General features: G+C 61.2%; 28 protein-coding genes. 6 read left to right on the top strand and 22 right to left on the bottom strand.

Annotation, left to right across the window (positions count from 1 at the left end; translation table 11 throughout):
* Window positions 1-53 precede the first annotated feature (53 nt).
* The gene (gene fae / locus VMH34_01890; protein HTT07530.1) at window positions 54-602 is read left to right on the top strand and encodes a formaldehyde-activating enzyme; all 549 of its coding nucleotides are present in this window, start codon (window positions 54-56) and stop codon (window positions 600-602) included.
* 82 nt (window positions 603-684) lie between these two features.
* On the opposite strand, the gene VMH34_01885 is transcribed toward fae, so the two are convergent.
* The 5 genes from VMH34_01885 to ilvA form a co-directional block, all read right to left on the bottom strand.
* Entirely contained in the window at window positions 685-1059 is a 375-nt protein-coding gene (locus tag VMH34_01885) for an EF-hand domain-containing protein (protein HTT07529.1), read from the bottom strand.
* A gap of 398 nt (window positions 1060-1457) precedes the next feature.
* Window positions 1458-1787 (bottom strand): hypothetical protein, encoded by a 330-nt coding sequence (locus VMH34_01880; GenBank protein HTT07528.1) that lies wholly within the window; start codon window positions 1785-1787, stop codon window positions 1458-1460.
* Between the two features lie 94 nt (window positions 1788-1881).
* Window positions 1882-2463, bottom strand: a complete 582-nt coding sequence (locus tag VMH34_01875; GenBank protein HTT07527.1) for a YajG family lipoprotein — start codon at window positions 2461-2463, stop codon at window positions 1882-1884.
* Window positions 2464-2474: 11 nt separating this feature from the next.
* Window positions 2475-3116 (bottom strand): class II aldolase/adducin family protein, encoded by a 642-nt coding sequence (locus tag VMH34_01870; GenBank protein ID HTT07526.1) that lies wholly within the window; start codon window positions 3114-3116, stop codon window positions 2475-2477.
* A gap of 1 nt (window position 3117) precedes the next feature.
* Window positions 3118-4632, bottom strand: a complete 1515-nt coding sequence (ilvA, locus tag VMH34_01865; protein HTT07525.1) for a threonine ammonia-lyase, biosynthetic — start codon at window positions 4630-4632, stop codon at window positions 3118-3120.
* A gap of 192 nt (window positions 4633-4824) precedes the next feature.
* Between ilvA and rpiA the strand changes: the two genes are divergently transcribed.
* The 3 genes from rpiA to VMH34_01850 all read left to right on the top strand — a co-directional run bounded on the left by rpiA (window position 4825) and on the right by VMH34_01850 (window position 6688).
* Window positions 4825-5478: a ribose-5-phosphate isomerase RpiA gene (gene rpiA / locus VMH34_01860; protein HTT07524.1), complete on the top strand. Its 654-nt coding sequence runs from the start codon at window positions 4825-4827 to the stop codon at window positions 5476-5478.
* 2 nt (window positions 5479-5480) lie between these two features.
* Window positions 5481-5681 carry a DUF2905 domain-containing protein gene (locus VMH34_01855; protein ID HTT07523.1) on the top strand — a complete coding sequence of 67 codons (201 nt, stop codon included), beginning with the start codon at window positions 5481-5483 and terminating at the stop codon, window positions 5679-5681.
* A 122-nt stretch (window positions 5682-5803) separates the two neighbouring features.
* The gene (locus VMH34_01850) at window positions 5804-6688 is read left to right on the top strand and encodes a sulfite exporter TauE/SafE family protein (GenBank protein ID HTT07522.1); all 885 of its coding nucleotides are present in this window, start codon (window positions 5804-5806) and stop codon (window positions 6686-6688) included.
* Here the strand turns inward: VMH34_01850 and tatC are convergent, their stop codons facing one another.
* The 9 genes from tatC to polA form a co-directional block, all read right to left on the bottom strand.
* The gene (gene tatC / locus VMH34_01845) at window positions 6689-7489 is read right to left on the bottom strand and encodes a twin-arginine translocase subunit TatC (protein HTT07521.1); all 801 of its coding nucleotides are present in this window, start codon (window positions 7487-7489) and stop codon (window positions 6689-6691) included.
* A gap of 6 nt (window positions 7490-7495) precedes the next feature.
* Entirely contained in the window at window positions 7496-7795 is a 300-nt protein-coding gene (gene tatB, locus VMH34_01840) for a Sec-independent protein translocase protein TatB (protein HTT07520.1), read from the bottom strand.
* Window positions 7796-7983: 188 nt separating this feature from the next.
* On the bottom strand, window positions 7984-8205 hold the full coding sequence (gene tatA, locus VMH34_01835) for a Sec-independent protein translocase subunit TatA (GenBank protein HTT07519.1): 222 nt from the start codon (window positions 8203-8205) through the stop codon (window positions 7984-7986).
* 11 nt (window positions 8206-8216) lie between these two features.
* A complete protein-coding gene (locus tag VMH34_01830; GenBank protein HTT07518.1) occupies window positions 8217-8537 on the bottom strand; it encodes a phosphoribosyl-ATP diphosphatase in 321 nt (106 codons plus the stop codon).
* A gap of 2 nt (window positions 8538-8539) precedes the next feature.
* On the bottom strand, window positions 8540-9193 hold the full coding sequence (locus VMH34_01825) for a lipid-binding SYLF domain-containing protein (protein ID HTT07517.1): 654 nt from the start codon (window positions 9191-9193) through the stop codon (window positions 8540-8542).
* Window positions 9194-9243: 50 nt separating this feature from the next.
* A complete protein-coding gene (gene hisI, locus VMH34_01820) occupies window positions 9244-9621 on the bottom strand; it encodes a phosphoribosyl-AMP cyclohydrolase (protein ID HTT07516.1) in 378 nt (125 codons plus the stop codon).
* A 94-nt stretch (window positions 9622-9715) separates the two neighbouring features.
* Window positions 9716-10489 carry an imidazole glycerol phosphate synthase subunit HisF gene (hisF, locus tag VMH34_01815; protein ID HTT07515.1) on the bottom strand — a complete coding sequence of 258 codons (774 nt, stop codon included), beginning with the start codon at window positions 10487-10489 and terminating at the stop codon, window positions 9716-9718.
* 28 nt (window positions 10490-10517) lie between these two features.
* Window positions 10518-11261, bottom strand: a complete 744-nt coding sequence (gene hisA / locus VMH34_01810; GenBank protein HTT07514.1) for a 1-(5-phosphoribosyl)-5-[(5-phosphoribosylamino)methylideneamino]imidazole-4-carboxamide isomerase — start codon at window positions 11259-11261, stop codon at window positions 10518-10520.
* A 222-nt stretch (window positions 11262-11483) separates the two neighbouring features.
* On the bottom strand, window positions 11484-14216 hold the full coding sequence (polA, locus tag VMH34_01805) for a DNA polymerase I (GenBank protein HTT07513.1): 2733 nt from the start codon (window positions 14214-14216) through the stop codon (window positions 11484-11486).
* A gap of 190 nt (window positions 14217-14406) precedes the next feature.
* On the opposite strand from polA, the gene VMH34_01800 reads away from it, so the two are divergent.
* Together VMH34_01800 and VMH34_01795 are read left to right on the top strand one after the other, a co-directional pair.
* The gene (locus VMH34_01800) at window positions 14407-14775 is read left to right on the top strand and encodes a DUF2782 domain-containing protein (protein ID HTT07512.1); all 369 of its coding nucleotides are present in this window, start codon (window positions 14407-14409) and stop codon (window positions 14773-14775) included.
* 149 nt (window positions 14776-14924) lie between these two features.
* Complete coding sequence (locus VMH34_01795) at window positions 14925-15146, top strand: hypothetical protein (GenBank protein ID HTT07511.1); 222 nt, start codon at window positions 14925-14927, stop codon at window positions 15144-15146.
* 26 nt (window positions 15147-15172) lie between these two features.
* Here the strand turns inward: VMH34_01795 and ptsP are convergent, their stop codons facing one another.
* From ptsP to lptC, 8 genes are all read right to left on the bottom strand, one after another.
* Window positions 15173-16936 carry a phosphoenolpyruvate--protein phosphotransferase gene (gene ptsP / locus VMH34_01790; protein ID HTT07510.1) on the bottom strand — a complete coding sequence of 588 codons (1764 nt, stop codon included), beginning with the start codon at window positions 16934-16936 and terminating at the stop codon, window positions 15173-15175.
* Window positions 16933-17202: an HPr family phosphocarrier protein gene (locus tag VMH34_01785; protein HTT07509.1), complete on the bottom strand. Its 270-nt coding sequence runs from the start codon at window positions 17200-17202 to the stop codon at window positions 16933-16935. Before VMH34_01785 ends, ptsP begins: the two co-directional genes overlap by 4 nt.
* Before the next feature lie 32 nt (window positions 17203-17234).
* Window positions 17235-18098: an RNase adapter RapZ gene (gene rapZ, locus VMH34_01780; GenBank protein ID HTT07508.1), complete on the bottom strand. Its 864-nt coding sequence runs from the start codon at window positions 18096-18098 to the stop codon at window positions 17235-17237.
* 18 nt (window positions 18099-18116) lie between these two features.
* On the bottom strand, window positions 18117-18428 hold the full coding sequence (gene raiA, locus VMH34_01775; GenBank protein ID HTT07507.1) for a ribosome-associated translation inhibitor RaiA: 312 nt from the start codon (window positions 18426-18428) through the stop codon (window positions 18117-18119).
* Between the two features lie 35 nt (window positions 18429-18463).
* A complete protein-coding gene (locus VMH34_01770) occupies window positions 18464-20023 on the bottom strand; it encodes an RNA polymerase factor sigma-54 (GenBank protein ID HTT07506.1) in 1560 nt (519 codons plus the stop codon).
* Between the two features lie 154 nt (window positions 20024-20177).
* Window positions 20178-20903 (bottom strand): LPS export ABC transporter ATP-binding protein, encoded by a 726-nt coding sequence (lptB, locus tag VMH34_01765; GenBank protein HTT07505.1) that lies wholly within the window; start codon window positions 20901-20903, stop codon window positions 20178-20180.
* Window positions 20904-20906: 3 nt separating this feature from the next.
* The gene (gene lptA, locus VMH34_01760) at window positions 20907-21455 is read right to left on the bottom strand and encodes a lipopolysaccharide transport periplasmic protein LptA (GenBank protein ID HTT07504.1); all 549 of its coding nucleotides are present in this window, start codon (window positions 21453-21455) and stop codon (window positions 20907-20909) included.
* A complete protein-coding gene (gene lptC, locus VMH34_01755; protein ID HTT07503.1) occupies window positions 21430-22014 on the bottom strand; it encodes an LPS export ABC transporter periplasmic protein LptC in 585 nt (194 codons plus the stop codon). The genes lptA and lptC overlap by 26 nt, the downstream gene beginning before the upstream one ends.
* Window positions 22015-22017: the final 3 nt, after the last annotated feature.

The raw sequence follows: 22017 nt of genomic DNA, 5'->3' as shown, positions 1-22017 counted from the left end.
CGGTATAATGTGCGCTCCAAAATTACCTGTCATCCCTCATTCCGGAGAGAACCATGCCCAAAAAGATCATCTTCAAAAGCGGCGAGGCGACCGTGTTCGCCTCGGAAGGTCAATATACGGATGCCATGCCGGAGGTGCTGATCGGTGATGTCAGCGGACCGGTCGGTCATGCCTTCGCCAACATGATGGCACAAAGCAAGGGGCACACCTGCATGTTCGCCGTGCGGGCCTGCAACCATCAGGTCCGCCCCGCCACCATGATGGCCACCAAGGTGACCATTCAGGATGAGGCCTACGTCAACCTGTTTGGCGGCGTTGTACAGTCGGCCATCGCCGACGCCGTGGTCGATTGCGTCGCCGGGGGGGTGTTGCCGAAGAAGCAGGTGAATGATCTTTGCATTTTGTGCCTGGTGTGGATCGATCCGCGGGCGCCCAAAGACAAGAACATGGACAAGGATGAACTCTATCGCAACAACTACGAGGCCATGAAACTCGCCGTGCGGCGGGCCATGAAGGGTGAGCCGACGATTCAGGATTTGATCAAAACGCGCAAAAAGATAAGGCACGACATGTTTGATGCCGCCAGCGGCGCCTGGTATTGATCCCGCGCCTTAAAAAGCAAAAAGCCCATCCGTAGGGATGGGCTTTTTACCAAGCGGGGAAACGGCTTCCGCTACTGTCAAATTATTGCTTGTTGGCGGGATTGAGCGGCATAAAGCCGGTGTTTTTGTACCAGCCGTTGACCATGTCCTTGTCCGTCCAGCTCATCTTCACCATCATATTGTGAAGTTCTTTCTTGTCGACCACGCCATCGTGGTTGGCATCGAGGTCGGAAAAGTGATCCTTGAACCATGGGGCGAAGCCCGGAACGTCCTGGCCCAGCACATGATCCATCTCCTCCATCTCCTCCATGCTGAGTTTGCCGTCGCCATTTTTGTCATAGGCCTTCCAAATGTCCTTCATCATGTTCGACCACGGCATGAAACCACCCGCGGCCGACGCCGTGCCCATTGCACACATCGCCACGGCCAAGCTGACTGCAAGCAAAGTCTTCTTCATTTTCATTCTCCTAAACTATCGAGGGCCGTGGTTGTGACTGAATGCGCCGGTACTGGCCCACCCTTGTTACCGTCGTCATTCTCCATCCAAAGCATCTTCCGGTCTGCCAAATTCGATGCCGTAAAACTTACAGGGGTTTCACAACTTCGTCATTTTAGCAGTTACTTCCACCGTTAACAGCCCTATTACAAACCCCATGCCAATTGTATTCGTTTACACCAAAATGTATCAAGATCATCGGGTTAACAAATTATTGAGGGCGTCTGACGGTACTGTTCGTCACGAGTGGGGCCACCGACCTTCGTGGCGCCACCAAATTCTGCGGCGGTATTTGAATATAGAACTGACTACGGACAATCGGCACAAAAGCGGGCGTAACTATTCTGCAGCGAGGCCCTTTAATCCTTGGGCATAAAGGCGAAACCCTCCCGGAAGCCCTGCGATAATTGCGGTTCGCTGATCCCAAGCCTCGCTATGCCGAGCTTCAGTTCCTGTTCGCTGACCTTGCCATCGCCATCGGTGTCGAAATCAACAAAATGATCGGCCATGAATGCCTGGAACCCCTTGAACTCCTTTTGCCGGGAAAATCCACTGACTTCGCTCATGCTGATCTGGTGGTCGCCATCAGTATCCGCCGCCTTCACCGCTTCCGTCCACGGCACCTGATTGTCGGCGGCCAGACCGCCGGCGCCTGCAAGCAAACCCATACATAAGAATATCCAGCGCATGCCCATCTCCCGCCTCTTGGCAGTCATTCTGTCCTGATTCATTTTGAAAGGTTCCGTAGAACAGGCCCAAGCATGCGGCTATGGGGCATGCCCATCAACGCAGAAAATCCATCAAACCCGGATCATTGAGCAGTTTTTCCAGTGCCTTGGAAAGGGTGGTGTTGATGAGGGTCTGGTTTTCGGCCACATCCGGCGCCTCCAGCACTTCCTTGGACTGGGTGACAGCGGCATGGCTCGTATATTCCCTGCCTTCGCGGCTTGCGATCACGCTCACCTTCGCGGCTGTTCCCACCTTGCGCACCACGGGCGCGCCCTTGCCGGCATAACCCACATCGTTCACCTCAATCCGCATACTCAGATCCGCGGGTGGCGCATCTGCAATCTTGAAACCTTTGGTCACCAGCGCTTCCGCCACTGCTTTTCTGACCCCCGCGGTGATATCACCGCTCGGGGAAAGAGTGGCGGTATCCCCATAAACGCCGCCGCGCGTCCCGAGTACCGGACGCACGCGCGCATCGATGACGGAGAGAGCCACGCGGCGCTCATGTCCAATGGTTTCGGGATTGACGGAGATCGATGGCGCGATGTCCACCGTCTGCGGACTCAACGCGCAGGCCGCCAGACCGCACATCGCCATTAAAAACAAAAGCCATCCAGCCGCTGGTTTGCGCATCATGGCCACCTCAGTCAGTCTTGACTGCCGTAGGTCTTGAACTTCTCCAACACCACGCGCATCTCCCGTTTGCCGAGCATCACGGGATCACCCACTTGTAGACTGAGACAGTACTGGCGGGCAAGAAATTCCACTTCCACCGCCAGCGCCAAGGCGGACGGCAGGCCGTCCCCCAGGGCGATCAGTCCATGATTGGCCAGCAGACAGGCGCGTCGACCACGCAAGGCGCGCACGGCATGATTGGACAGCGCCTGAGTGCCGAAGGTGGCGTACGGCGCGCAGCGGATGGAATCACCCCCTGCCACCGCCACCATGTAGTGAAACGCCGGGATGCCGCGGCGCTGGCAGGCCAGCGCGGTGGCATAAGGTGAATGGACGTGCACGATGGCTCCAACCTCCGGGCGGGCGCGGTAGACATCGCGATGAAAACGCCATTCGCTGGAGGGCTTGAGCTGCCCGCCGGGCGCGGTGCCGTTACTTAGCATCCGCACAATCATCGCCGGCCGCAGCAGGTCGTAAGTCACGCCGGTCGGCGTGATTAAAAAGCCGCCGCGCAGTCGGGCGCTGACGTTGCCGGCCTTGCCGGGGTTCAGGCCGGAGTCGTTGATGGCGCGGGCGGTGATGATGACCGCTCGCCGCAGGGCGGCTTCGTTCATGTCAGCGCAGGAACATTTGATAGGCCGGATTGCGGGTTTCCTCGGCATGATTCATGCCGAGACCTTTAAGGAAAGCTTCGAATTCGTTCTGTTCCTTGGGCGGTACCTGCATGCCCATCAGCACCCGTCCATAGGCGGCGCCATGATTGCGGTAATGAAACAGGCTGATGTTCCAGCGGCTGCCCATCTCGGTCAGAAAATGCAACAGCGCGCCGGTGCGCTCGGGAAATTCAAAGCGATACAGGCGCTCATTCTCCACCTGCCGGCCGTGCCCGCCGACCATGTAACGCACGTGCATCTTCGCCATCTCGTCGGCGGAAAAATCGGCCACCTCATAACCCTCGCCGCGCAGGGTTTCAATCAATTGATCCTTTTCCTCGACGCCGTGCCGGATGCGCACGCCGACGAACACGTGCGCCACCTTGGGATCGGAGTAGCGGTAATTGAATTCAGTGATGGCGCGCGCCCCCAGCGCCTCGCAGAACCTGCGGAAACTGCCGGCGCGCTCCGGGATGGTCACGCCCAGGAGCGCCTCGCGCTGTTCGCCCAATTCGGCCAGTTCGGCGATGTGGCGCAGGCGGTCGAAATTGACGTTGGCGCCGCTGAAAATGGCGACCAGTTCGCGCCCGCGCGCTCCTGACGCGGCCACGTATTGCTTCAAACCGGCCAGTGCCAGCGCACCGGCGGGCTCGGCGATGGAGCGAGTGTCCTCGAAGATGTCCTTGATCGCGGCGCAGACCTCATCGTTGCTCACCAGCAGGACCTCGTCCACCAGCTCGCGCGCCACGCGAAAGGTTTCCTCGCCGATCTGGCGCACCGCGGCGCCGTCCACGAAGATGCCGATGTGCTCCAGCACCACGCGTTTGCCCGCGCGCATGGCGGCGTGCAGCGTCGGTGCCTCATCCGATTCCACGCCGATGACGCGCGTCTGCGGCGACACCGATTTGACGTACGCCGCGACGCCGGCGATAAGTCCGCCGCCGCCGACCGGCACGAATACGGCATCGATGGGTTGAGGATGCTGGCGCAGGATCTCCATGGCCACCGTGCCCTGGCCGGCGATGACCAGCGGGTGATCGTAGGGCGGAATGTAGCTCAGCGCGCGCTCTTGCGCGAGTTTGTGGGCGTGTTCGCTTGCCTCATCGTAGGTGTTGCCGTGCAACAGGATGTCCGCGCCCAGACGGCGCACGGCGGCGACCTTGATCTCCGGCGTGGTCTTGGGCATCACGATCAGCGCCGGTACGCCCATTTTTTGCGCCGCCAGCGCCACGCCCTGGGCGTGATTGCCGGCAGAAGCCGTGATTACGCCGCGGGCGCGCTGGTCCGCCGGCAAAGAAGCCATCAGATTGTAGGCGCCGCGCAATTTGTAGGAAAACACCGGTTGCAGGTCTTCGCGCTTGAGCCAGATCTCATTCTCCAAGCGGCGCGATATCTCCGGCAGGCGATCGAGCGGCGTTTCGCGCGCCACGTCGTAGACGCGCGCTCCCTTGATCATTTTTGGATAGTCGGGATTCATCATGGTCAGCAGGCTCATGCAAAACTATTGCGGAGGCCATCTGCGTTGTTGCTGTTCGCTCGAAAGCTCGCCGTACTGCTTACGTACTGTCTCGCTTTCTCGCTCACAGCGCCTAGCATCCGGTCCTCCTCATAACGTTTTGCATTACCCTGCTAGAATAACATTGAGTAACGAAAACCGGGAAAGATGGCAATGACCCAGGACGAGAAAAAGCAAAAGGTCGCCGAGGCGGCGCTGGCCTACATCGAGGATGACGCGGTCATCGGCGTGGGCACCGGCAGCACGGCCAATTATTTCATCGCTCAGCTCGCGCGCATCAAGCATCGCATCAACGGCGCGGTAGCAAGCTCCAGTGCCACCGCGGCGCTGCTCAAAAAAAACAACATCCCTGTGGTGGATCTGACCGCGCAGTTCGATCTAAGCGTTTACGTCGATGGCGCCGATGAGGCCACCCGCCACCGGCAGCTTATCAAGGGCGGCGGCGGCGCGCTCACGCGCGAGAAGATCGTGGCGGCGGCCAGCCGCAAGTTCGTCTGCGTCGTCGATGATTCCAAGCTGGTCGATGTACTGGGCCGCTTTCCGCTGCCGGTCGAGGTGATTCCCATGGCCCGCAGTTACGTCGCCCGGCAACTGGTCAAACTGGGCGGCCAGCCCGAATTGCGACAGGGATTCACCACCGACAACGGCAACGTCATCCTCGACGTGCGCAACCTGCAAATCCTCGATCCGGTGAAGCTGGAATCCGAGATCAATCAAATCACCGGCGTGGTCTGCAATGGCCTCTTCGCCCGCCGCCCGGCGGACGTGCTGCTGGTGGGCACTGATGCTGGCGTCCGGACATTGTAAAGATGCAAAAATTACTACTGGCGCTGGGAGTGTGTTTGTTGTTGTTGGGAGCAGCCTGGCCGTGGATCGCGAAACTGGGATTGGGCAGGTTGCCGGGGGACATTGTGATCGAGCGCGAAGGCTTCCGGTTTTATTTTCCGATCGTAACGTGTCTTTTGATCAGCGCTGTCATTTCGCTTTTACTCTGGCTTTTGCGCCGCTGACAGGATGAGGCAAACGATGAGGAATCTTTCAAGATTTCTTGCGGAACCTGTCCTAGGCGCCCCGCCCATTCGTAGAAACCCTTCGACAAGCTCAGGGCGAACGGACGGGGCGGGGATCCAGGATGAGCCCTGATCTTAAAAGCTGGTTGTTCATCATTCTTGCCCTGTTCACTGTAATTTTCTGTGGCCGCTGGCTGGCCACCCTGATCCGCGCCGGCGATCACCGGATGGGCCGCGGGATTACCGGCCTGAAACAGACGGCCATTGGTCTGGGGGCGGATTTCTTCGACACGCTGGGCATCGGCTCGTTCGCCACCACTACGGCGCTGTTCAAATTGTTCCGGCTGGTGCCCGATGAACTCATTCCCGGCACGCTCAACGTCGGCCACACCCTGCCATCCGTTGTACAGGCGTTCATTTACATCGCCATCATCGAGGTCGACGCCCGGACACTCGCGTCGATGATCGCGGCGTCGGTGATCGGCGCCTGGTTCGGAGCCGGCGTCGTGTCGCGCTGGCCGCGCCGTCCGATACGTCTGGGGATGGGTATCGCGCTCGCCATCGCCGGGATGTTGTTCGTCATGAAAAATCTCAACCTATTGCCGGCGGGCGGCGATACGCTGGCGCTATCGGGAGTGCACCTGTGGCTGGCGGTCGGGATCAATCTGGTGCTGGGCGCGCTGATGACGCTCGGGATCGGCCTCTATGCGCCATGCATGATTACGGTCGCGCTGCTGGGCATGAACCCCAGCGCCGCGTTTCCAATCATGATGGGTTCCTGCGCCTTTTTAATGCCCGTGGGCGCCGTGCGTTTCATCGACAGCGGCCGCTATCAGTTGAAGGCGGCGCTGGGCCTGACCTTGGGCGGCGTGCCGGCGGTGCTGCTGGCCGCCTTCATGGTCAAGTCGCTGCCGCTCGAAACCGTGCGCTGGCTGGTGGCGGTTGTTGTCTTCTACACCGCCATCGCCATGCTCTATTCAGCGTACCGCGAGGATCGTCCGCGTTGATTACTCCGGGTTGACCGGAGATCCGGTTTCAGATGCGGTTGTTCGCGTGGATACGTCGGTCGAAGCCGGGAAACGGATGAACCGGCCCGCCCACAGGCCCGCCTCGAACAAAAGCCACATCGGCACCGCCAGCATCACCTGCGACAGCACGTCCGGCGGCGTCAGCACGGCACCGACGACGAAACAACCGACAATGATATAAGGGCGCAGCGCGATGAGTTGCGCGCGGCTGACGACGCCCGTCGACAGCAAAAGCACGGTCGCCACCGGAATCTCGAACACCACACCGAAGGCGACAAACATCGACAGAACGAAATCCAGATAACGGCTGATGTCGGTCATCACCGCCACGCCCGCCGGCGCGGTGCGGGTAAAGAACCGGAACAGCACCGGGAAGACGACGTAATAGGCGAAGGCCATGCCCAGATAAAACAGCGTGGTGCTGGAGACGATGAGCGGCAGGGCCAGGCGGCGCTCGTGCAGATACAGTCCCGGCGCCACGAACGCCCACGCCTGATACAGCACGTATGGCATGGCCACGCACAGCGACACGACGGCGGCGAGCTTGAAGGGCGCGAAGAACGGCGCGGTGACCTCGGTCGCTATCATGGTCGTGTTCGGCGGCAGTAGTCTCATCAGCGGCTGCGCCAGCCACGTGTAGAGGGAATTGGCGAAAAACGACAGCACCACGAACACCGCGATCACCGCGAGGCCGCTCCGGATGATGCGCGTGCGCAGTTCGGTCAGGTGGGCAATGAGGGATTGTTCCTGATCCCCGGGCGGCGCGTCGGATTCATTCACGACACGTCATTCCTGCGGCGCCGGCTTTTCATCAGCCGCTTTCTTTTCGGCCGATTCTGTCGCGGTTTCGCCGGGATGAATGCTGGGGGTGTTTTTGGCCGTGGCGCGCAACTGCTCCTGCAGGCGCTGCATCTCCCCGAAGGCCATCTCGCGCTCGACCTGCCTGCGGAACTCGGCCAGTTGGCGCCGCGCCCTGCCCGCCCAGAATCCCACCGTACGCGCCAGACCCGGCAGTTTGTCCGGGCCGAAGACAATCAGCGCCACTGCGGCGATGACGATGAGTTCCCAGAATCCGACGCCGAACATGAGAGAAATCCGCTAAGAAAAATAAAATAGCGCCGTCAGTTTACCCGGCAGATTGATGTAAAACGTTGTGAGGAGGCCCGGCTGCTAGGCGCCGCGAGCGAGAAGGCGAGACTACAGGACAGTACGGCAAGCTTTCGGGCGAGCAGCAACAACGCAGACGGCCTCCGCAATAGTTTTACATCAATCTGTCAGCCGGCGGGCGGTTCCTTCTTTTCGGTTTCGCCCTCGATGACCTTGCCTTCCGGCGTTTTCCGGGCCGCAGCGTCCTGCTCGCCTTCACGCATGGCGGAGCGGAAGCCTTTGATGGCCTCGCCCAGATCCGTGCCCACATTTTTGAGCTTTTTGGTGCCAAACAGCAGAACCACGATGGCAAGAACGATCAGCCAGTGCCATATGCTCAATCCGCCCATAAGTCTTCCTCCTACTGTTTCTGGCGCGCTGCCTTTTCTTCCAGCCCCGAACGGCCAAAGCGGCGATCGAGTTCCGCCAGCACCTCCGCCGGTTTGAGGTTCAAATGGCTCAGCATGACCAGCGTGTGGAACCACAGGTCCGCCGTCTCATGAATGATCTCCTCGCGCTTCCCGCTTTTGGCGGCAATGATCGTTTCAGTCGCTTCCTCGCCCATCTTTTTCAGGATGGCATCCAGCCCCTGACGGTACAAACCGGCAACGTAGGAGGTGTCGGCGCCCGCCGTCTTGCGCGACTCCAGAACCTCCGCCAGTTTGTCCAATGTCGTATCCACACTCAGCGTGCGTATTTTCCCAATGTGGACTTGAGCTTCTGGGAATCAGCGGGGTGTTTGGGCGCGTTGCCGTCGAATATCTCCGTCGCCGTTATCCCGGCCTTGCCGTAATAGGCGGCATCTGCATCCTTGTCGATGTCCAGCACCGAGCCGTCCAGCGCCACGCCCGCAAACAGGCCGCGACTGCGCGAATAGGAATAAATTTCGGATTTCAACTGCACGTCGGTGGCCGCCGCCGCATTGCGACCGACCGGCCCGGCCGATACCGCGGCATCCGCCCCCAGTGTGAATTTACCGTTGACCAGGCTGTCCAGCCCGCGGCGGTTCTTGAACACCAGGATCACGTCCGCGGCCTGCGCGCCGATCTGCCAGCCAAAACTGCCGCCGGCCAGCGTCAGAAACACGGGGTCACTCCAGCCCGCCTTGCCGCGCACCATCACAACCCCCTTGCCAAAACGGCCGCCGACGATAAACCCGGCCTTGAGTACGCTGGGAATGATGGCGATGGCGTGCGCCTCGGCGAGCAACGCAGGCGGAATGCTGCTCTCCGGTATGGCCATGATCTCTCCCATGACTTCATCAGCCTCCCGCACCTTGGCGCTCTGTTCATCGTCGGCGCGCACCGGGACGGAATGCAGCACCGCCGCCGCGAACATCAGCATCATCCAATGAAACAAGTGGCGTAGTCGCATGGAATATCTCCAGTTCAAGTGGAAGATTTGCGGGCATCAATGACGGGATCGGCGTTCACCCACGCGCCGTTTTCCAGCCGCTGAAAGAAGCAGCTGTGCCGCCCGGTGTGGCAGGCGATGCCGTCCTGCTGCGTCACATGCAACAGGATAGCATCGTTGTCGCAATCGAGGCGAATCTCGTGCACGGTCTGCACATGGCCGGATTCCTCGCCTTTGCGCCACAGTTTCCGACGCGAACGCGACCAGTACACCGCGCGCCCCTCATCAAGCGTCAAGCGCAGGGCCTCCCGGTTCATCCAGGCGAGCGTCAACACCCGGCCCGTCTTCACCTCCTGGGCGATCGCCGGCACGAGGCCGTCGGGATTCCACTTCACCGCATCAAGCCATGACATGGTTTGGGTCCATTGAGAAACGGAAGGGAAACAAAAACCACGTTTTTTGTTTCCCGACTCCGAAAAGTCCGGGATGGACTGATTCAGAGTTTACTTACAACCGCACCGGAATACCCGCCGCCGCCATGTGGCGTTTGGCATCCCCGATGGTGTATTCGCCAAAATGGAAGATGCTCGCCGCCAGCACGGCGTCGGCATGGCCCATCGTAACCCCATCGGCCAGGTGCTGTAACCCACCCACGCCGCCGGAAGCGATGACCGGGATGCCGACCGCATCCGAGACGGCGCGGGTCAGCGCCAGGTCAAAACCATCGCGCGTACCGTCCCGATCCATGCTGGTCAGCAGGATTTCCCCGGCGCCGAACGCGTTCATTTTCTGCGCCCACGCCACCGCATCGAGTCCCGTCGGCCGCCGGCCACCGTGCGTGTACACCTCCCAACGCGGCGGCGTTCCCGCACCCGCGGCGCGGCGGGCGTCGATGGCCACCACGATACACTGCGCCCCGAAATGCGCGGAGGCCTCGGCGATCAATTCGGGCCGGGCGACCGCGGCGGTGTTTATGCTGACCTTGTCGGCGCCGGCATTCAGCAGCCGCCGGACATCCTCCACGCTGCGGATGCCGCCGCCCACGGTCAGCGGAATGAAAACCTGCGCGGCCACCGCCTCCACCACGTGCATCAGGGTCTCGCGGTCATCGCTGCTGGCGGTGATATCGAGAAAGGCGATCTCATCGGCGCCCTGTTCATCGTAGCGGCGGGCGATCTCCACCGGATCGCCGGCATCGCGGATGTCGACAAATCTTACGCCCTTGACGACGCGGCCGGCGTCCACGTCGAGACAGGGGATGATGCGTTTGGCCAGGGCCATCAACGTGTCCGGGTCAGGCAGCGGGGTCTTACCCGGCTTTACCGAGCCGATCCGCGAGCTTTTGCGCGGCGGCGAAATCGAGCGACCCTTCGTAGATGGCGCGGCCGGTGATGGCGCCGGCAATGCCCTCGCCCTCGACCCGGCACAACGCCTTGATGTCCTCCAGATTGGTGAGCCCCCCGGAGGCAATGACGGGGACGGCCAGTTCGCGGGCAAAGGCCACCGTCGATTCCAGGCTGATGCCGTTCAACATGCCGTCGCGGCTGATATCTGTGTAAATGATGGCGGCGATGCCGTCCTGTTCGAATTTTTTCGCCAGATCGACGGCATCGTGCCGCGACAGCTTGGACCAGCCGTCGATCGCCACCTTGCCGTCGCGGACATCCAGGCCCACGATGATATGGCTGGGAAATTCCATGCACATGTCGGCCACGAAGTGCGGTGCCGTCACCGCCTTGGTGCCCAAAATCACGTAACTCACGCCCGCGTCGAGGTATTGCTGTATGGTGTCCTCATCGCGGATGCCGCCGCCGACCTGGATGGGGATGTCGGGGTGCGTGGCGCAGATACGATGGATGATCTCGGCGTTGACCGGCCTGCCCTTGGCCGCGCCGTTCAAATCCACGATGTGCAGCCGCCGCGCGCCGGCCGCGATCCAGCGCGCCGCCATCGCCGCCGGATCCTCGGAATAAACGGTGTCATCGTTCATCCGACCCTGGCGCAGGCGGACGCACTTTCCATCCTTGATATCAATGGCCGGTATGAGCAGCATGCGGCGACGCGATGGTTGTACTCAAATAAAAGCGGTTGGGTGCGGCGAAAAAGCGAGAGGTGGATTCGCGCCTTTGTTGTTGATGTTGGTGTGGTTATATAAAGCGTAGCACGGATTTTAACTTGTGCATTTCATTAACCTTTAGCCTCCGCTTTTTTCGTCTCCGCGTCAAGCAGTCACACGGCTGTCATACATTGCATCACAACATGGGTAACTGATGAATTAATGCGCCTCGTCCCAGTTGGCGCCGGTGCCGACATCGACCACCAATGGTATCGACAATGATGCCGCGCCACTCATTAACTCGCGTAATTTTCCCGCCACCTCGGCGGCGGCGCCCGCTGCCACCTCCAGCACCAATTCATCGTGCACCTGCATGATCATCCGCGCCGGTATTCGGCTTTGCGTCAGCCATCGATCGACGCTGATCATCGCCCGTTTGATGATATCCGCCGCCGATCCCTGCATGGGTGCGTTGATGGCGGTGCGCTCGGCGTACTGGCGGCGGGGATTGTTGCGCGAACGGATATCCGGGAGATAAAGGCGGCGGCCGAACAGGGTTTCCACAAAGCCGCGTTCCCGGGCCTGTTCGCGCGTGCGCTCCATGTATGCCTTCACGCCCGGATAGCGGGTGAAGTAAAGATCAACATACTGTTGCGCCGCGCCGCGTTCGATGCCGAGCTGGCGGGCGAGTCCGAAGGCGGACATGCCGTAAATCAGGCCGAAATTGATGGCCTTGGCGGCACGGCGCTGATCGTCGCTGACCTGCGCGGGCGGCAGACCGAACACCTCCGCCGCCGTGGCGCGATGGATGTCCTCGCCGCGCGCGAAGGCCTCGATCAGCCCGCGATCGCCGGACAGGTGCGCCATGATGCGCAGTTCAATCTGGGAGTAATCCGCGGCCAGCAGCACATGCCCCGCTGGCGCGACGAACGCCTGACGGATGCGGCGGCCCTCCTCGGTGCGGATGGGGATGTTTTGCAGATTGGGATCGGAGGAGGACAGCCGGCCGGTGGCGGCCACCGCCTGATGATAACTCGTATGCACGCGGCCCGTGGCTGGAGAAACCTGCAGCGGCAGGGTGTCGGTGTAGGTCGATTTGAGCTTGCTCAAGGATCGATGCTCCAGGATGAGGCCGGGCAGTTTGTGTTCCTGCGCCAGTTCGGCGAGCACGGACTCGGCAGTGGACGGCTGGCCGCCTGGCGTCTTCTCCAGCGGCGGGATGTTGAGCTTTTCGAAGAGGATTTGCTGGATCTGCTTGGGCGATCCCAGATTGAACGGCTGACCCGCCGCCTTGTAGGCGGCCTCCTCGACCTCCCGCATGCGTTGGGCCAGTTCCGCGCCCTGCCGCGCCAGCATGGCGGTGTCGATCGCCACGCCGGTCAATTCCATGCGCGAGAGCACGGGAATGAGCGGGATTTCGATTTCTTCGTACAGCCTCCTCAAGGCGGGCTCCGCCTCAAGGCGCGGCCACAAGTGCCGATGCAGCTTCAAACTCACGTCGGCGTCCTCGGCGGCATAGGGCGCGGCCTGTTCCACGGGCACTTGATTGAAGGTGATCTGATTGGCGCCCTTCCCAGCGACATCCTCGAAATGGATGGTGCGATGGCCCAGATATTTGAGCGCGAGAGAATCGAGATCATGGCGCGTCGCCGTGCTGTCCAGCACGTAGGACTCCAGCATGGAATCATGCCGGATGCCGGCAAGCAGGATGCCGTGATGTGACAGCACGTTGCGGTCGTACTTGAGATGCTGTCCCAGCTTGGGCCTGCCGGTGTCTTCGAGCAGCGGCCGCAATTGAGCCAGCGCCCACTCCCGATCAATTTGATCCGGCACGCCGGCATAGTCATGCGCCAAGGGCACATAAGCAGCTTGGTCGGGTTCGACCGCAAAGGAAACGCCAACGACGCGCGCCTGCATGTAGTCCAGGCTGGTGGTCTCGGTATCGAATGCGAACAACTCCGCCTGCCGCAACCGCTCGAGCCAGCGCGCAAAATCCTCTCGTGTGAGCACGCAATCATATTTGACGGGTGCAGACGGCGGCGGGGCGGCAATCGCAGAGGGTGATGCCTCCAGTGCCGGGCTTGACGCCGGCGAACCGCCGCCCAGCAGTTCGTTCAACCAGGTTTTGAACTCCAGTTTTGTATACCACTCGCGCAGCGTTTGCGTATCCGGCGGCGCCGGCGTCAAATCCCGCGGTTCAAAGGGCAACGGCACATCTCGCTTGATGGTAAGGAGCTGGCGTGACAGCGGCAATTGACCCAGGCTTGCGCGCAGATTTTCGCCCACCTTGCCGCCGATCTCCGCGGCATGGGCGGTGAGGTTGTCGAGCGTCACATAGTCCGCCAGCCATTTGACGGCGGTCTTGGGGCCGACCTTGGGCACGCCGGGCACGTTGTCCGAGCTGTCCCCGATCAGGGTCAGGTAATCAATCATCTGCGCCGGTGCGACGCCGAATTTGGTCTGCACGCCGGCGGGGTCGAGGGTGGAATTGTCCATGGTGTTGACCAGCACGATATCGTCCGTCACCAGTTGCGCCATGTCCTTGTCGCCGGTGGCGATCAGCGTCTTCATGCCGGCGGCATGCGCCTGCGTGGCAAGCGTGCCGATTACGTCATCCGCCTCCACGCCTTCCACCGAGATCAGCGGCAGCCCCAGCGCGCGGATGATGGCGTGCAACGGCTCGACCTGCGCGCCCAACTCATCCGGCATGGGCGCGCGGTTGGCCTTGTAGGCGGGGTACAGATCGTCGCGGAAGGTCGGGCCGCGCGCATCGAATACCACGGCCATACAGGCGGGGGCGTGATCCTTGATCAGCCGCCGCAGCATGGCGATGACGCCGTGGATGGCGCCGGTCGGCTGGCCGGTTGACGTGGTCAGCGCCGGAAGCGCGTGAAAGGCCCGATAGAGGTAGGATGAACCATCGACCAGCGCCAGCGTGGGTTTGGCCGTCATCTGTGTCGTTTCTCCCTCTTCCCCGTACATCGACGCTGCTGCATTGGACAAACCGCCGGAAGTGATCGATGCTATCCTATCTTGAATTGCCGCTTTCTCCCCACATATAAGGGCGGCTGGAAGTTGCTGACCATTCTCCAACGAGGCGGATGGTGTTTCACTGACTAAACAAATACTAAAGAGCATGCCCATGCGTTTGCACTCGATTTTATTGGCAACCCTGCTGGCGTCAACCACGCACCTGACTGCGGAGGAGTCACAACCGTTGGAGGCGTTGCCCGACGCCGCGCCTCCGCCACCCCCCGCGGTGCAAAGCGGCGTGGCGCTGGAGCCGGAAGTGACCATCAGCCCGGAGCAGGTCGAGCGCGACGTCAAGGGCGGCGCCAAAGTGGAGGAACACAAGGTCGGCGGCCGCCTCCAGTACGTCAAGATCACGCCCAAGATCGGCAAACCGTATTACCTGTTCGACACCGATGGCAACGGGGTGCTGGAAAGCCGCATGAGTCAGCTCTATTCCAATTTCGTCATCCCTCAGTGGGTCATCTTCAGTTGGGAATAGTCCGGCGTTAATCCCGCACCGTTAATGTGCGCTGCTTTGCATTTTTCATCCTGTGGCAATCATGCCACTTTACAAGCAGGTCTTTTTGTTCTAGATAATTAACATTCGCTGTTCTTCAAACGTAAAAGATGCGTGTGGAGGAACGCCGGATGGGGAAAAAAATCCCGTCGGAACCAGAGCCCAAGATCAGCTCGTGGCAGGATGAAGAGTACGATGGCGATGACGGTCTCGGTGATATCGAGGGGGCATCGCTGGCGCCGGGCGCGGGTTGCGCAAAAACTTCCAGGCAACGCATAGAGGAATACCGGGAGCGGAAACGCCTGGCGGAGGCGCTTCAGGAAGACGTGGGCGATGACATCCTGCGCCGCTGAATTTTCCAGCCGGCCTTCAATATAATTCACGCCGCCACGCCGCTTACGACGGGCGGTGAATTGATGTCATTCAGGAGGGCGGCAATCTCCGCGCCGGTGGCGCAGCCGAGGACGCGGGCGCTCAACCCCGCCAGAGATTTCAGATTCGTTTGCTGAATGATGTGCTTGACTTCCAGCAACGCAGCGGGATGGACGCTGAATTCCCGCAGGCCCAGGGCCAGCAGCAGGCGCACGTAGCGCGGATCGCTCGCCATCTCACCACAGAGTCCCACCGGCTTGCCGTATTGCTCGCCGGCCTGGATGGTGGCCCGGATGAGACGCAGCACGCCCGGATGCAGCGGTTCATAGAGATAATTGACCTCATCATTCACCCGGTCGATGGCCATCGTGTACTGGATGAGATCGTTGGTGCCGATGGATAGAAAATCCAGCTGGCGCGCGAACACGTCGGCACAGACGGCGGCGGCGGGCACCTCGATCATGCCGCCGACCGGCATGTTCCGATCATGGGCGACGCCGTGGCGGTCAAATTCCTCCCGGATTTCGCGCAGCATGCCCAGTACCTGCTCGACCTCCTGCACCATCGACAACATGGGAATCAGCAATCGCACCGGCCCCGATGCCGAGGCGCGCAGAATGGCGCGCAGCTGCGGACGGAACAGCGCGGCATCCTTCAGACACAGCCGCACAGCGCGCAGACCCAGCGCGGGATTGGCGGCCAGCGGACGGTCCTGGTTGCCGCCATTAACGGCCTTATCAGCGCCCAGATCCAGCGTGCGTATGGTGACGGGGATGCCATTGAGTTGGCTGATCATCTCGCGGTAGTTTTCATACTGCTCCGCCTCGTCCGGCGGCGCCTCACGATTCATGAACAGATACTCGGTGCGATACAGCCCCACGCCCTTGGCGCCTACCCGGCGCACGGCCTCGAAATCCGAGGGCAGTTCGATATTGGCGTGCAACTCGACGGCGACGCCGTCGGCCGTGATCGCCGGCGCCTCCTTGAGCTTGATCAGTTCGGCGAAGTAGCGACGCTCTTGTTCCTGTCCCTCCCGGTAGTAGGCCAGCAGCGCATCATCCGGATCGACGACAACGACGCCCTGGGTGCCGTCCACGACGACCTGCTCCTCGTCGCGGATGTAGCGGCGCGCCTGGTGCAGGCCGACGATGGCGGGTATGCCGAGGCTGCGGGCCAGGATTGCCGTGTGCGAGGTGGGGCCGCCGTACTCGGTGATGAAGGCGGCGATGCCATGATGCTGCAACAGCACGGTGTCGGCGGGCGTCAGGTCATCGGAAAGGATGATGCAGTCTTTCAGGCGTTCGTCCGGCGTCTCGTGCCTGAGCGGGCCGTGGTTCAACAGAATGCGCTGGATACGATTGACCACGTGATCGACGTCATCGCGCCGGCTGCGCAGATAGGGGTCCTCCATCTCGTCGAACACCGCAACCAGGGCGTCGCGCTGCAACTTGAGCGCCCACTCCGCGTTACAGCGCAACTCGGCGATCAGCCGCACCGGCTCCTGTGTCAGCGAGGAGTCTTCCAGCATCATCAGGTGCGTATCGATGAAGGCGGCGACATCCGCCGCCGCGCCCCGCGGGATGTGCTCGCGGACCGTTCGCAGCTGCAAGCGGGCGGCGGTGATGGCGTTTTGCAAGCGCAGTATTTCCGTGTTGACCTGCTCGCGCGGGATGGCGTACTCCGTGACCTCCAGCTGATTGCGCTCGAGCAGATGTACGCGGCCGATGACGATCCCGCGGGAGACGCCGACGCCGTGCATCGTGAAACTCATTGCTCCTCCCCGAAGCGCGCCTGCACCAGCCGCGTGAGTTCATTGAGGGCCCGTTCCTCGTCGGGACCGTTGGCGGTGATTTCGATGGCCACGCCCTGGCCCACCGCCAGCATCATCATGCCCATGATGCTCTTGCCGTCCACTTCGCGGCCCGCGCGCAGTACCTTGATATCGCTGGCCATGCTGGAGGCCAGCTGCACGAACTTGGCGGCGGCACGGGCATGCAGCCCGAGCTTGTTGCTGATCATCACCGTCTGCCGCATCATTTTCATTCTCTCTTCGTCATGTTAAGCACGATTTACAAATCGCGGTGACTGATGAGCACCGCACGGCCACCGTCGCGCAGGGACTCGGCCAGGCGTTCCGTCACATAGACCGAACGGTGGCGGCCGCCAGTGCAGCCCACCGCCACGGTCAAATAGGGCCGATCTTCCGCTTCAAACCGCGGTATCCAAGCCAGCATGAATCGCCCGATTTGCTCCGCCAGCTCCTGCGCCAGCGGGGAGGCGTCCAGAAACGCCCGCACCTCCGCATCCAGACCAGATCGATCGCGCAATTCCGCCTCCCAGTGCGGATTGGGCAGGCCCCGCGCATCGAAAACAAAATCCGATTCCGGCGGCACCCCGTTTTTATAGCCGAAGGACAGCAATTGCAGCGATAACCGTCCGACAACGCGACGGGCCACTCGTTCCCGAACCCATTCGCGCAGCCGGTGGACGTGCATGGCGCTGGTATCTACGCGCAGATCGGCGTACTCGGCCAGCGGCGCCAGCCGTTCCCGCTCCGCGGCGATGGCGCCCGGAAGCGGCAGACTTTCGCCCGATAACGGGTGCCGCCGTCGTGTTTCGCTGAAGCGTTTAAGCAGTATCTCATCGCTGGCCTCAATGAAGACAAGTTCCACCGCCAGGGCAGCGGACTTCAGTTGCCGCAGCGCAGGCGGAAGGCCGGTGAGATTTTCCACCGCACTGCGCGCATCGATGCCCACCGCCACCTGTTGATAGCCTGGCCAGCGGCTGGCGGCGACCTCGCCCGCGAATTCCGCCAGAAACCCCAGCGGCAGGTTGTCGACACAATAGAAACCCGTGTCTTCCAGGGTGTGCAGCGCCTCGGTCTTGCCGGCGCCGGACAGCCCTGAAATCACGACCAGCCGTTTGGGGCCCATGATCGATTGTCTCCGGCATCAGCGCCTTCTGGCCTCGCGGCGGTGGTGATCGGTGAGTTTTTCCTTGTGCTTCTTCACCTGCCGGTCGAGCTTGTCCATCATGAGATCGATGGCGGCGTACATGTCGTCGTGTTCGGCACCGGCGTACAGATTGGCGCCGCTGACATGCAGTTCCGCCTCCGCCTTGTGCCGCTGCTTCTCCACCGCCAGGATGATGTGGATGGCCGTGACATGATCAAAATGCCGCTCGACACGGGCGAATTTGTCCTGCACGTATTCGCGCAGCGCGGGGGTCACCTCGAGATGGCTGCCGGTCAGATTGATGCGCATTGTTGTTTCCTCATTTGTTATCCGTGAATTAAATTTCAAGTCAGCCGCTTGCGTTCGTGCGACGGCGCGATGTTCATCGCCTCGCGGTATTTCGCCACCGTGCGGCGGGCCACGTTGACGCCCTGCTCCGTCAATATCTTCGCAAGCGCGCTGTCACTCAAGGGTTTTGACGGTGTCTCGGCGTCGATCAGTTTCTTAATCACGGCGCGGATGGCGGTGGAGGAGGCCTCGCCGCCGCCGGCGGTGCTGACGTGACTGGAGAAAAAGTATTTGAGTTCGTAAATACCGCGCGGAGTGTGCATGTATTTGCGCGTGGTCACGCGCGAGATGGTGGATTCGTGCAGGCCCAGTGCCTCGGCGATGTCCGCAAGCACCAGCGGCTTCATCGCCTCCGGGCCGTGCTCGAGGAAGGCCCGCTGGCGCTCGACGATGGCGGTGGCGACTTTGAGCAGGGTTTCGCCGCGGCTCTGCAGGCTTTTGATGAACCAGCGCGCCTCCTGCAGATGGGCGCGCAGCGAGGCGTTATCGGGGCTGTTGTCGGCGCGCCGGATCATGGCGGCATAGCGCCGATTGATGCGTAGATTGGGCAGCAGATCCGGGTTGAGTTCGACCAGCCAGGCGCCGTTTTTTTTGCGCACATAGACGTCCGGCGTGACGTACTCCACTGCCTCGCTGCTGTAGCGGGTGCCGGGGCGGGGGTCGAGGGTCTGGATGAGCGCCACCACCTGCTGTAATTCCTCGCGCGTCAGTTTCAGGCGCCGCATGAGCTGCTGGAAATCACGCTCTGCCAGCAGGGCCAGATGTTCGTTGACCAGCTTCCGGGCCTCGGCCAGCCATGGCATCTCCGGCGGACACTGATCCAACTGCAGGCGCAGCGACTCCCCCAGATCGCGGGCGGCCACGCCGGGCGGATCAAACTGCTGGATATGCTTGATGACCGCGACGACTTCATCGAGCTCCACGCTGCTGTCCGGTCCCAGTGTCTCCTTGATCTCCTCGGGCGTGGCGGTCAGGTAACCATCGGCGTTGATGGCGTCGATGACCGCAACGGCGATGGCGCGGTCGGATTCATTCATCGGCGTCACGTTGAGCTGCCAGGACAAGTGATCCCTGAGCGACTCGGCGGCGCATCGCTGTTCCTCCCATTCCGAATCCGCCTCGCCGCCTGATGGCGTGCGCACTGGCGTGCCGTCGTAAATATCATCCCAGGCTGTATCCACGGGCAGATCATCGGGAATTTCTCTTTCACGGGCCGTTTCAGAATCTGTTTCCGATTCCTCGGCAGACGACGCCTCGGCAGGCGCGGAACGATCGACTTCAGACTCCCATTCCGTCCGTGATTCGGCCGCCGGTTCCGTCTCCGGAGAAGACGCCGGGGCGGCGGCATCAGCCACATGCTCCCCGCCGTTATTTGAATCCGCGGCCGCCGGTTCGTTTTCATCATCGGCCATTTCCAACATCATGTTGGATTCCAGCGCCTGTTGAATCTCGGCGCTTAATTCCATGCTCGACAATTGCAACAGCCGGATCGCCTGTTGCAATTGCGGTGTCATGGTCAGACTGTGGCCCAACCGGAGTTGAATGGACTGCTTCATGTCGCCGCGCGCCGCCTGTTTTTTATCGTTGGGTGATTTTCTGTTTTGAGCTTATTTTATACTTTTAGTTTAGCTCAAAAACAGCAACAGGCATGAGAAATGCATACTGCGCTGCACCTCTCGACTATTGATTTGAATTTACATTAACAATCAATTACATGCGGAATCCGTCGCCGAGATATACGTCTCGGACCTGCTTGTGTTCAAGGATGGTTTTCGGGCCGCCCTCGGCGATAATGCGCCCTTCGTTGACGATGTAGGCGCGGTGGCAGATGGTCAGCGTCTCGCGCACGTTGTGATCGGTGACCAGCACGCCGATGCCTTTGCCTGAAAGCTTCCGGATGATCTCCTGTATGCCGTTGACTGAGATCGGATCGACGCCGGCGAAGGGTTCGTCCAGCAGCAGAAACCGCGGCCGCAGGGCCAATGCCCGCGCGATCTCGACGCGGCGCCGCTCGCCGCCTGAAAGACTCACGCCCTGGGATCTGCGTACCGTCTCCAGATGGAATTCGCGCAGCAGTTCCTCCATCTGCCGCCTTTGTTGTTCGGGGGACAATCCCGGCACCACCTGCAACACCGCCAGCAGGTTTTCCTCGACCGTCAGTTTGCGGAATATTGAGGCCTCTTGCGGCAGATAGCCGAGACCCAGCCGGGCGCGGCGGTCGATGGGCAGCCGGGTCAGATCATGGTCATCCAGATGGATGGTGCCTTCGTCGCACGGCACCAGTCCGACGATCATGTAAAAGCTGGTGGTCTTTCCGGCGCCGTTCGGCCCCAGCAGACCGACAACCTCACCATCCTGGATCGTGAGACTGACATCCTTCACCACCTCGCGCTGTTTGTATTTCTTGCTGAGATGGCGGGCGGCCAATACGCTCATGCGTCAGGGTTTCTTCTTGGGCGGGATGATGATCTTTACGCGGCCGGACGGCGCGCCGGCCTTGCCGGTTTCTGGGCCGGTCTTGACGGCGGCCGCGCCGCGGGCGGTGAGCACGCTGTTTTGGGTATCGTAGCTGATACGGGCGCCGGTCATGACCTGATCGCCCTGCTTGAGTTTGGCCTGATCGATCAAGTGCAGCAGATTTTCCTTGGCGTGATATTCCATCTTGAGCGCCCAGCCTTCGAAATCCTCCTTTTTGCCATCCGGACGCTGCTTGAAATAGGCCGGATGGCCGTCGAGGAAGGCGTCTTTGAGTTGCTGGCTGTCATCGTAATATACCGTCAGTTTGTCTCCGGTCATGCGGATGCTGCCCTGAACCACCACGACATTGCCGGTGTATATCGTCACCTGTTTGCCCTTGTCGAGTTGCGCGGTGTCCGCTTCGATTTCTATGGGTTGGTCCTTGTCGGTGGACAGGGCATGGGCGGCTCCCCACGCCATCCAGAGACACAGCCACCACGCGGATTTACGACGCATTCGCATGGACTTCATGATGTCCTCGCACCTGCTTCAGCAGTTCCAGCCGGTTTTCGTCGAGCCATGCCCGCATGCCCACGGCGTGATATTCGGCGCTCGGCGAGCGGATGATTGCGGGCTGCGCGGTCTCGGCGTAACGATCATCGGGCAGTACGCGCACATCGCGCGTCAGCACCTCGAAATCGCGCGCGCCACCCGCGGTCTCGCGCCAAATCTGCACCTCGCCCCGCAACAATACCAGATCGTGTTTCGCGCTGATCCAACCGCGTTCCGACTTGACGTGCCAGGGCGGGCCGTCGGCATTGTAGACTTCCAGCAGCGGTTGAACCAGCTCGGTGCTGCCATCATCGGGATAGTGCAGCATCATTTTGGCCTGCAGGCGGTGTTTCTTCTGCCCCGCGGTGTCCAGCTGTGTGCGTACAAAATTTTCCATGAAATAATCCGGCTCATGCGTTTTCAACGCCTTGGCGCGCATGGCTTCACGATCGAGGTCGTACAGCCACCAGCCGGTCAGCAGCACCGCCACCAGCAACGCCAGTTGCACACCGTGGCGCCGCGCTAAATCACGCCACATGGT

Source organism: Gammaproteobacteria bacterium, assembly GCA_035501935.1.
GTDB lineage: Bacteria > Pseudomonadota > Gammaproteobacteria > JAJPIJ01 > JAJPIJ01 > JAJPIJ01.
The sequence above is the reverse complement of the archived record's forward strand: the minus strand, read 5'-3'. Positions and strand labels throughout refer to the sequence as shown.

Excerpts from the sequence above, each read along its gene's own strand:
- fae (HTT07530.1), top strand. The coding sequence starts at position 54 with ATGCCCAAAAAGATCATCTTCAAAAGCGGCGAGGCGACCGTGTTCGCC.
- VMH34_01885 (HTT07529.1), bottom strand. The coding sequence starts at position 1,059 with ATGAAGAAGACTTTGCTTGCAGTCAGCTTGGCCGTGGCGATGTGTGCA.
- VMH34_01880 (HTT07528.1), bottom strand. The coding sequence starts at position 1,787 with ATGCGCTGGATATTCTTATGTATGGGTTTGCTTGCAGGCGCCGGCGGT.
- VMH34_01875 (HTT07527.1), bottom strand. The coding sequence starts at position 2,463 with ATGATGCGCAAACCAGCGGCTGGATGGCTTTTGTTTTTAATGGCGATG.
- VMH34_01870 (HTT07526.1), bottom strand. The coding sequence starts at position 3,116 with ATGAACGAAGCCGCCCTGCGGCGAGCGGTCATCATCACCGCCCGCGCC.
- ilvA (HTT07525.1), bottom strand. The coding sequence starts at position 4,632 with ATGAATCCCGACTATCCAAAAATGATCAAGGGAGCGCGCGTCTACGAC.
- rpiA (HTT07524.1), top strand. The coding sequence starts at position 4,825 with ATGACCCAGGACGAGAAAAAGCAAAAGGTCGCCGAGGCGGCGCTGGCC.
- VMH34_01855 (HTT07523.1), top strand. The coding sequence starts at position 5,481 with ATGCAAAAATTACTACTGGCGCTGGGAGTGTGTTTGTTGTTGTTGGGA.
- VMH34_01850 (HTT07522.1), top strand. The coding sequence starts at position 5,804 with ATGAGCCCTGATCTTAAAAGCTGGTTGTTCATCATTCTTGCCCTGTTC.
- tatB (HTT07520.1), bottom strand. The coding sequence starts at position 7,795 with ATGTTCGGCGTCGGATTCTGGGAACTCATCGTCATCGCCGCAGTGGCG.
- tatA (HTT07519.1), bottom strand. The coding sequence starts at position 8,205 with ATGGGCGGATTGAGCATATGGCACTGGCTGATCGTTCTTGCCATCGTG.
- VMH34_01825 (HTT07517.1), bottom strand. The coding sequence starts at position 9,193 with ATGTTCGCGGCGGCGGTGCTGCATTCCGTCCCGGTGCGCGCCGACGAT.
- hisI (HTT07516.1), bottom strand. The coding sequence starts at position 9,621 with ATGTCATGGCTTGATGCGGTGAAGTGGAATCCCGACGGCCTCGTGCCG.
- hisF (HTT07515.1), bottom strand. The coding sequence starts at position 10,489 with ATGGCCCTGGCCAAACGCATCATCCCCTGTCTCGACGTGGACGCCGGC.
- hisA (HTT07514.1), bottom strand. The coding sequence starts at position 11,261 with ATGCTGCTCATACCGGCCATTGATATCAAGGATGGAAAGTGCGTCCGC.
- polA (HTT07513.1), bottom strand. The coding sequence starts at position 14,216 with ATGACGGCCAAACCCACGCTGGCGCTGGTCGATGGTTCATCCTACCTC.
- VMH34_01800 (HTT07512.1), top strand. The coding sequence starts at position 14,407 with ATGCGTTTGCACTCGATTTTATTGGCAACCCTGCTGGCGTCAACCACG.
- VMH34_01795 (HTT07511.1), top strand. The coding sequence starts at position 14,925 with ATGGGGAAAAAAATCCCGTCGGAACCAGAGCCCAAGATCAGCTCGTGG.
- ptsP (HTT07510.1), bottom strand. The coding sequence starts at position 16,936 with ATGAGTTTCACGATGCACGGCGTCGGCGTCTCCCGCGGGATCGTCATC.
- VMH34_01785 (HTT07509.1), bottom strand. The coding sequence starts at position 17,202 with ATGATGCGGCAGACGGTGATGATCAGCAACAAGCTCGGGCTGCATGCC.
- rapZ (HTT07508.1), bottom strand. The coding sequence starts at position 18,098 with ATGGGCCCCAAACGGCTGGTCGTGATTTCAGGGCTGTCCGGCGCCGGC.
- raiA (HTT07507.1), bottom strand. The coding sequence starts at position 18,428 with ATGCGCATCAATCTGACCGGCAGCCATCTCGAGGTGACCCCCGCGCTG.
- VMH34_01770 (HTT07506.1), bottom strand. The coding sequence starts at position 20,023 with ATGAAGCAGTCCATTCAACTCCGGTTGGGCCACAGTCTGACCATGACA.
- lptB (HTT07505.1), bottom strand. The coding sequence starts at position 20,903 with ATGAGCGTATTGGCCGCCCGCCATCTCAGCAAGAAATACAAACAGCGC.
- lptA (HTT07504.1), bottom strand. The coding sequence starts at position 21,455 with ATGAAGTCCATGCGAATGCGTCGTAAATCCGCGTGGTGGCTGTGTCTC.
- lptC (HTT07503.1), bottom strand. The coding sequence starts at position 22,014 with ATGTGGCGTGATTTAGCGCGGCGCCACGGTGTGCAACTGGCGTTGCTG.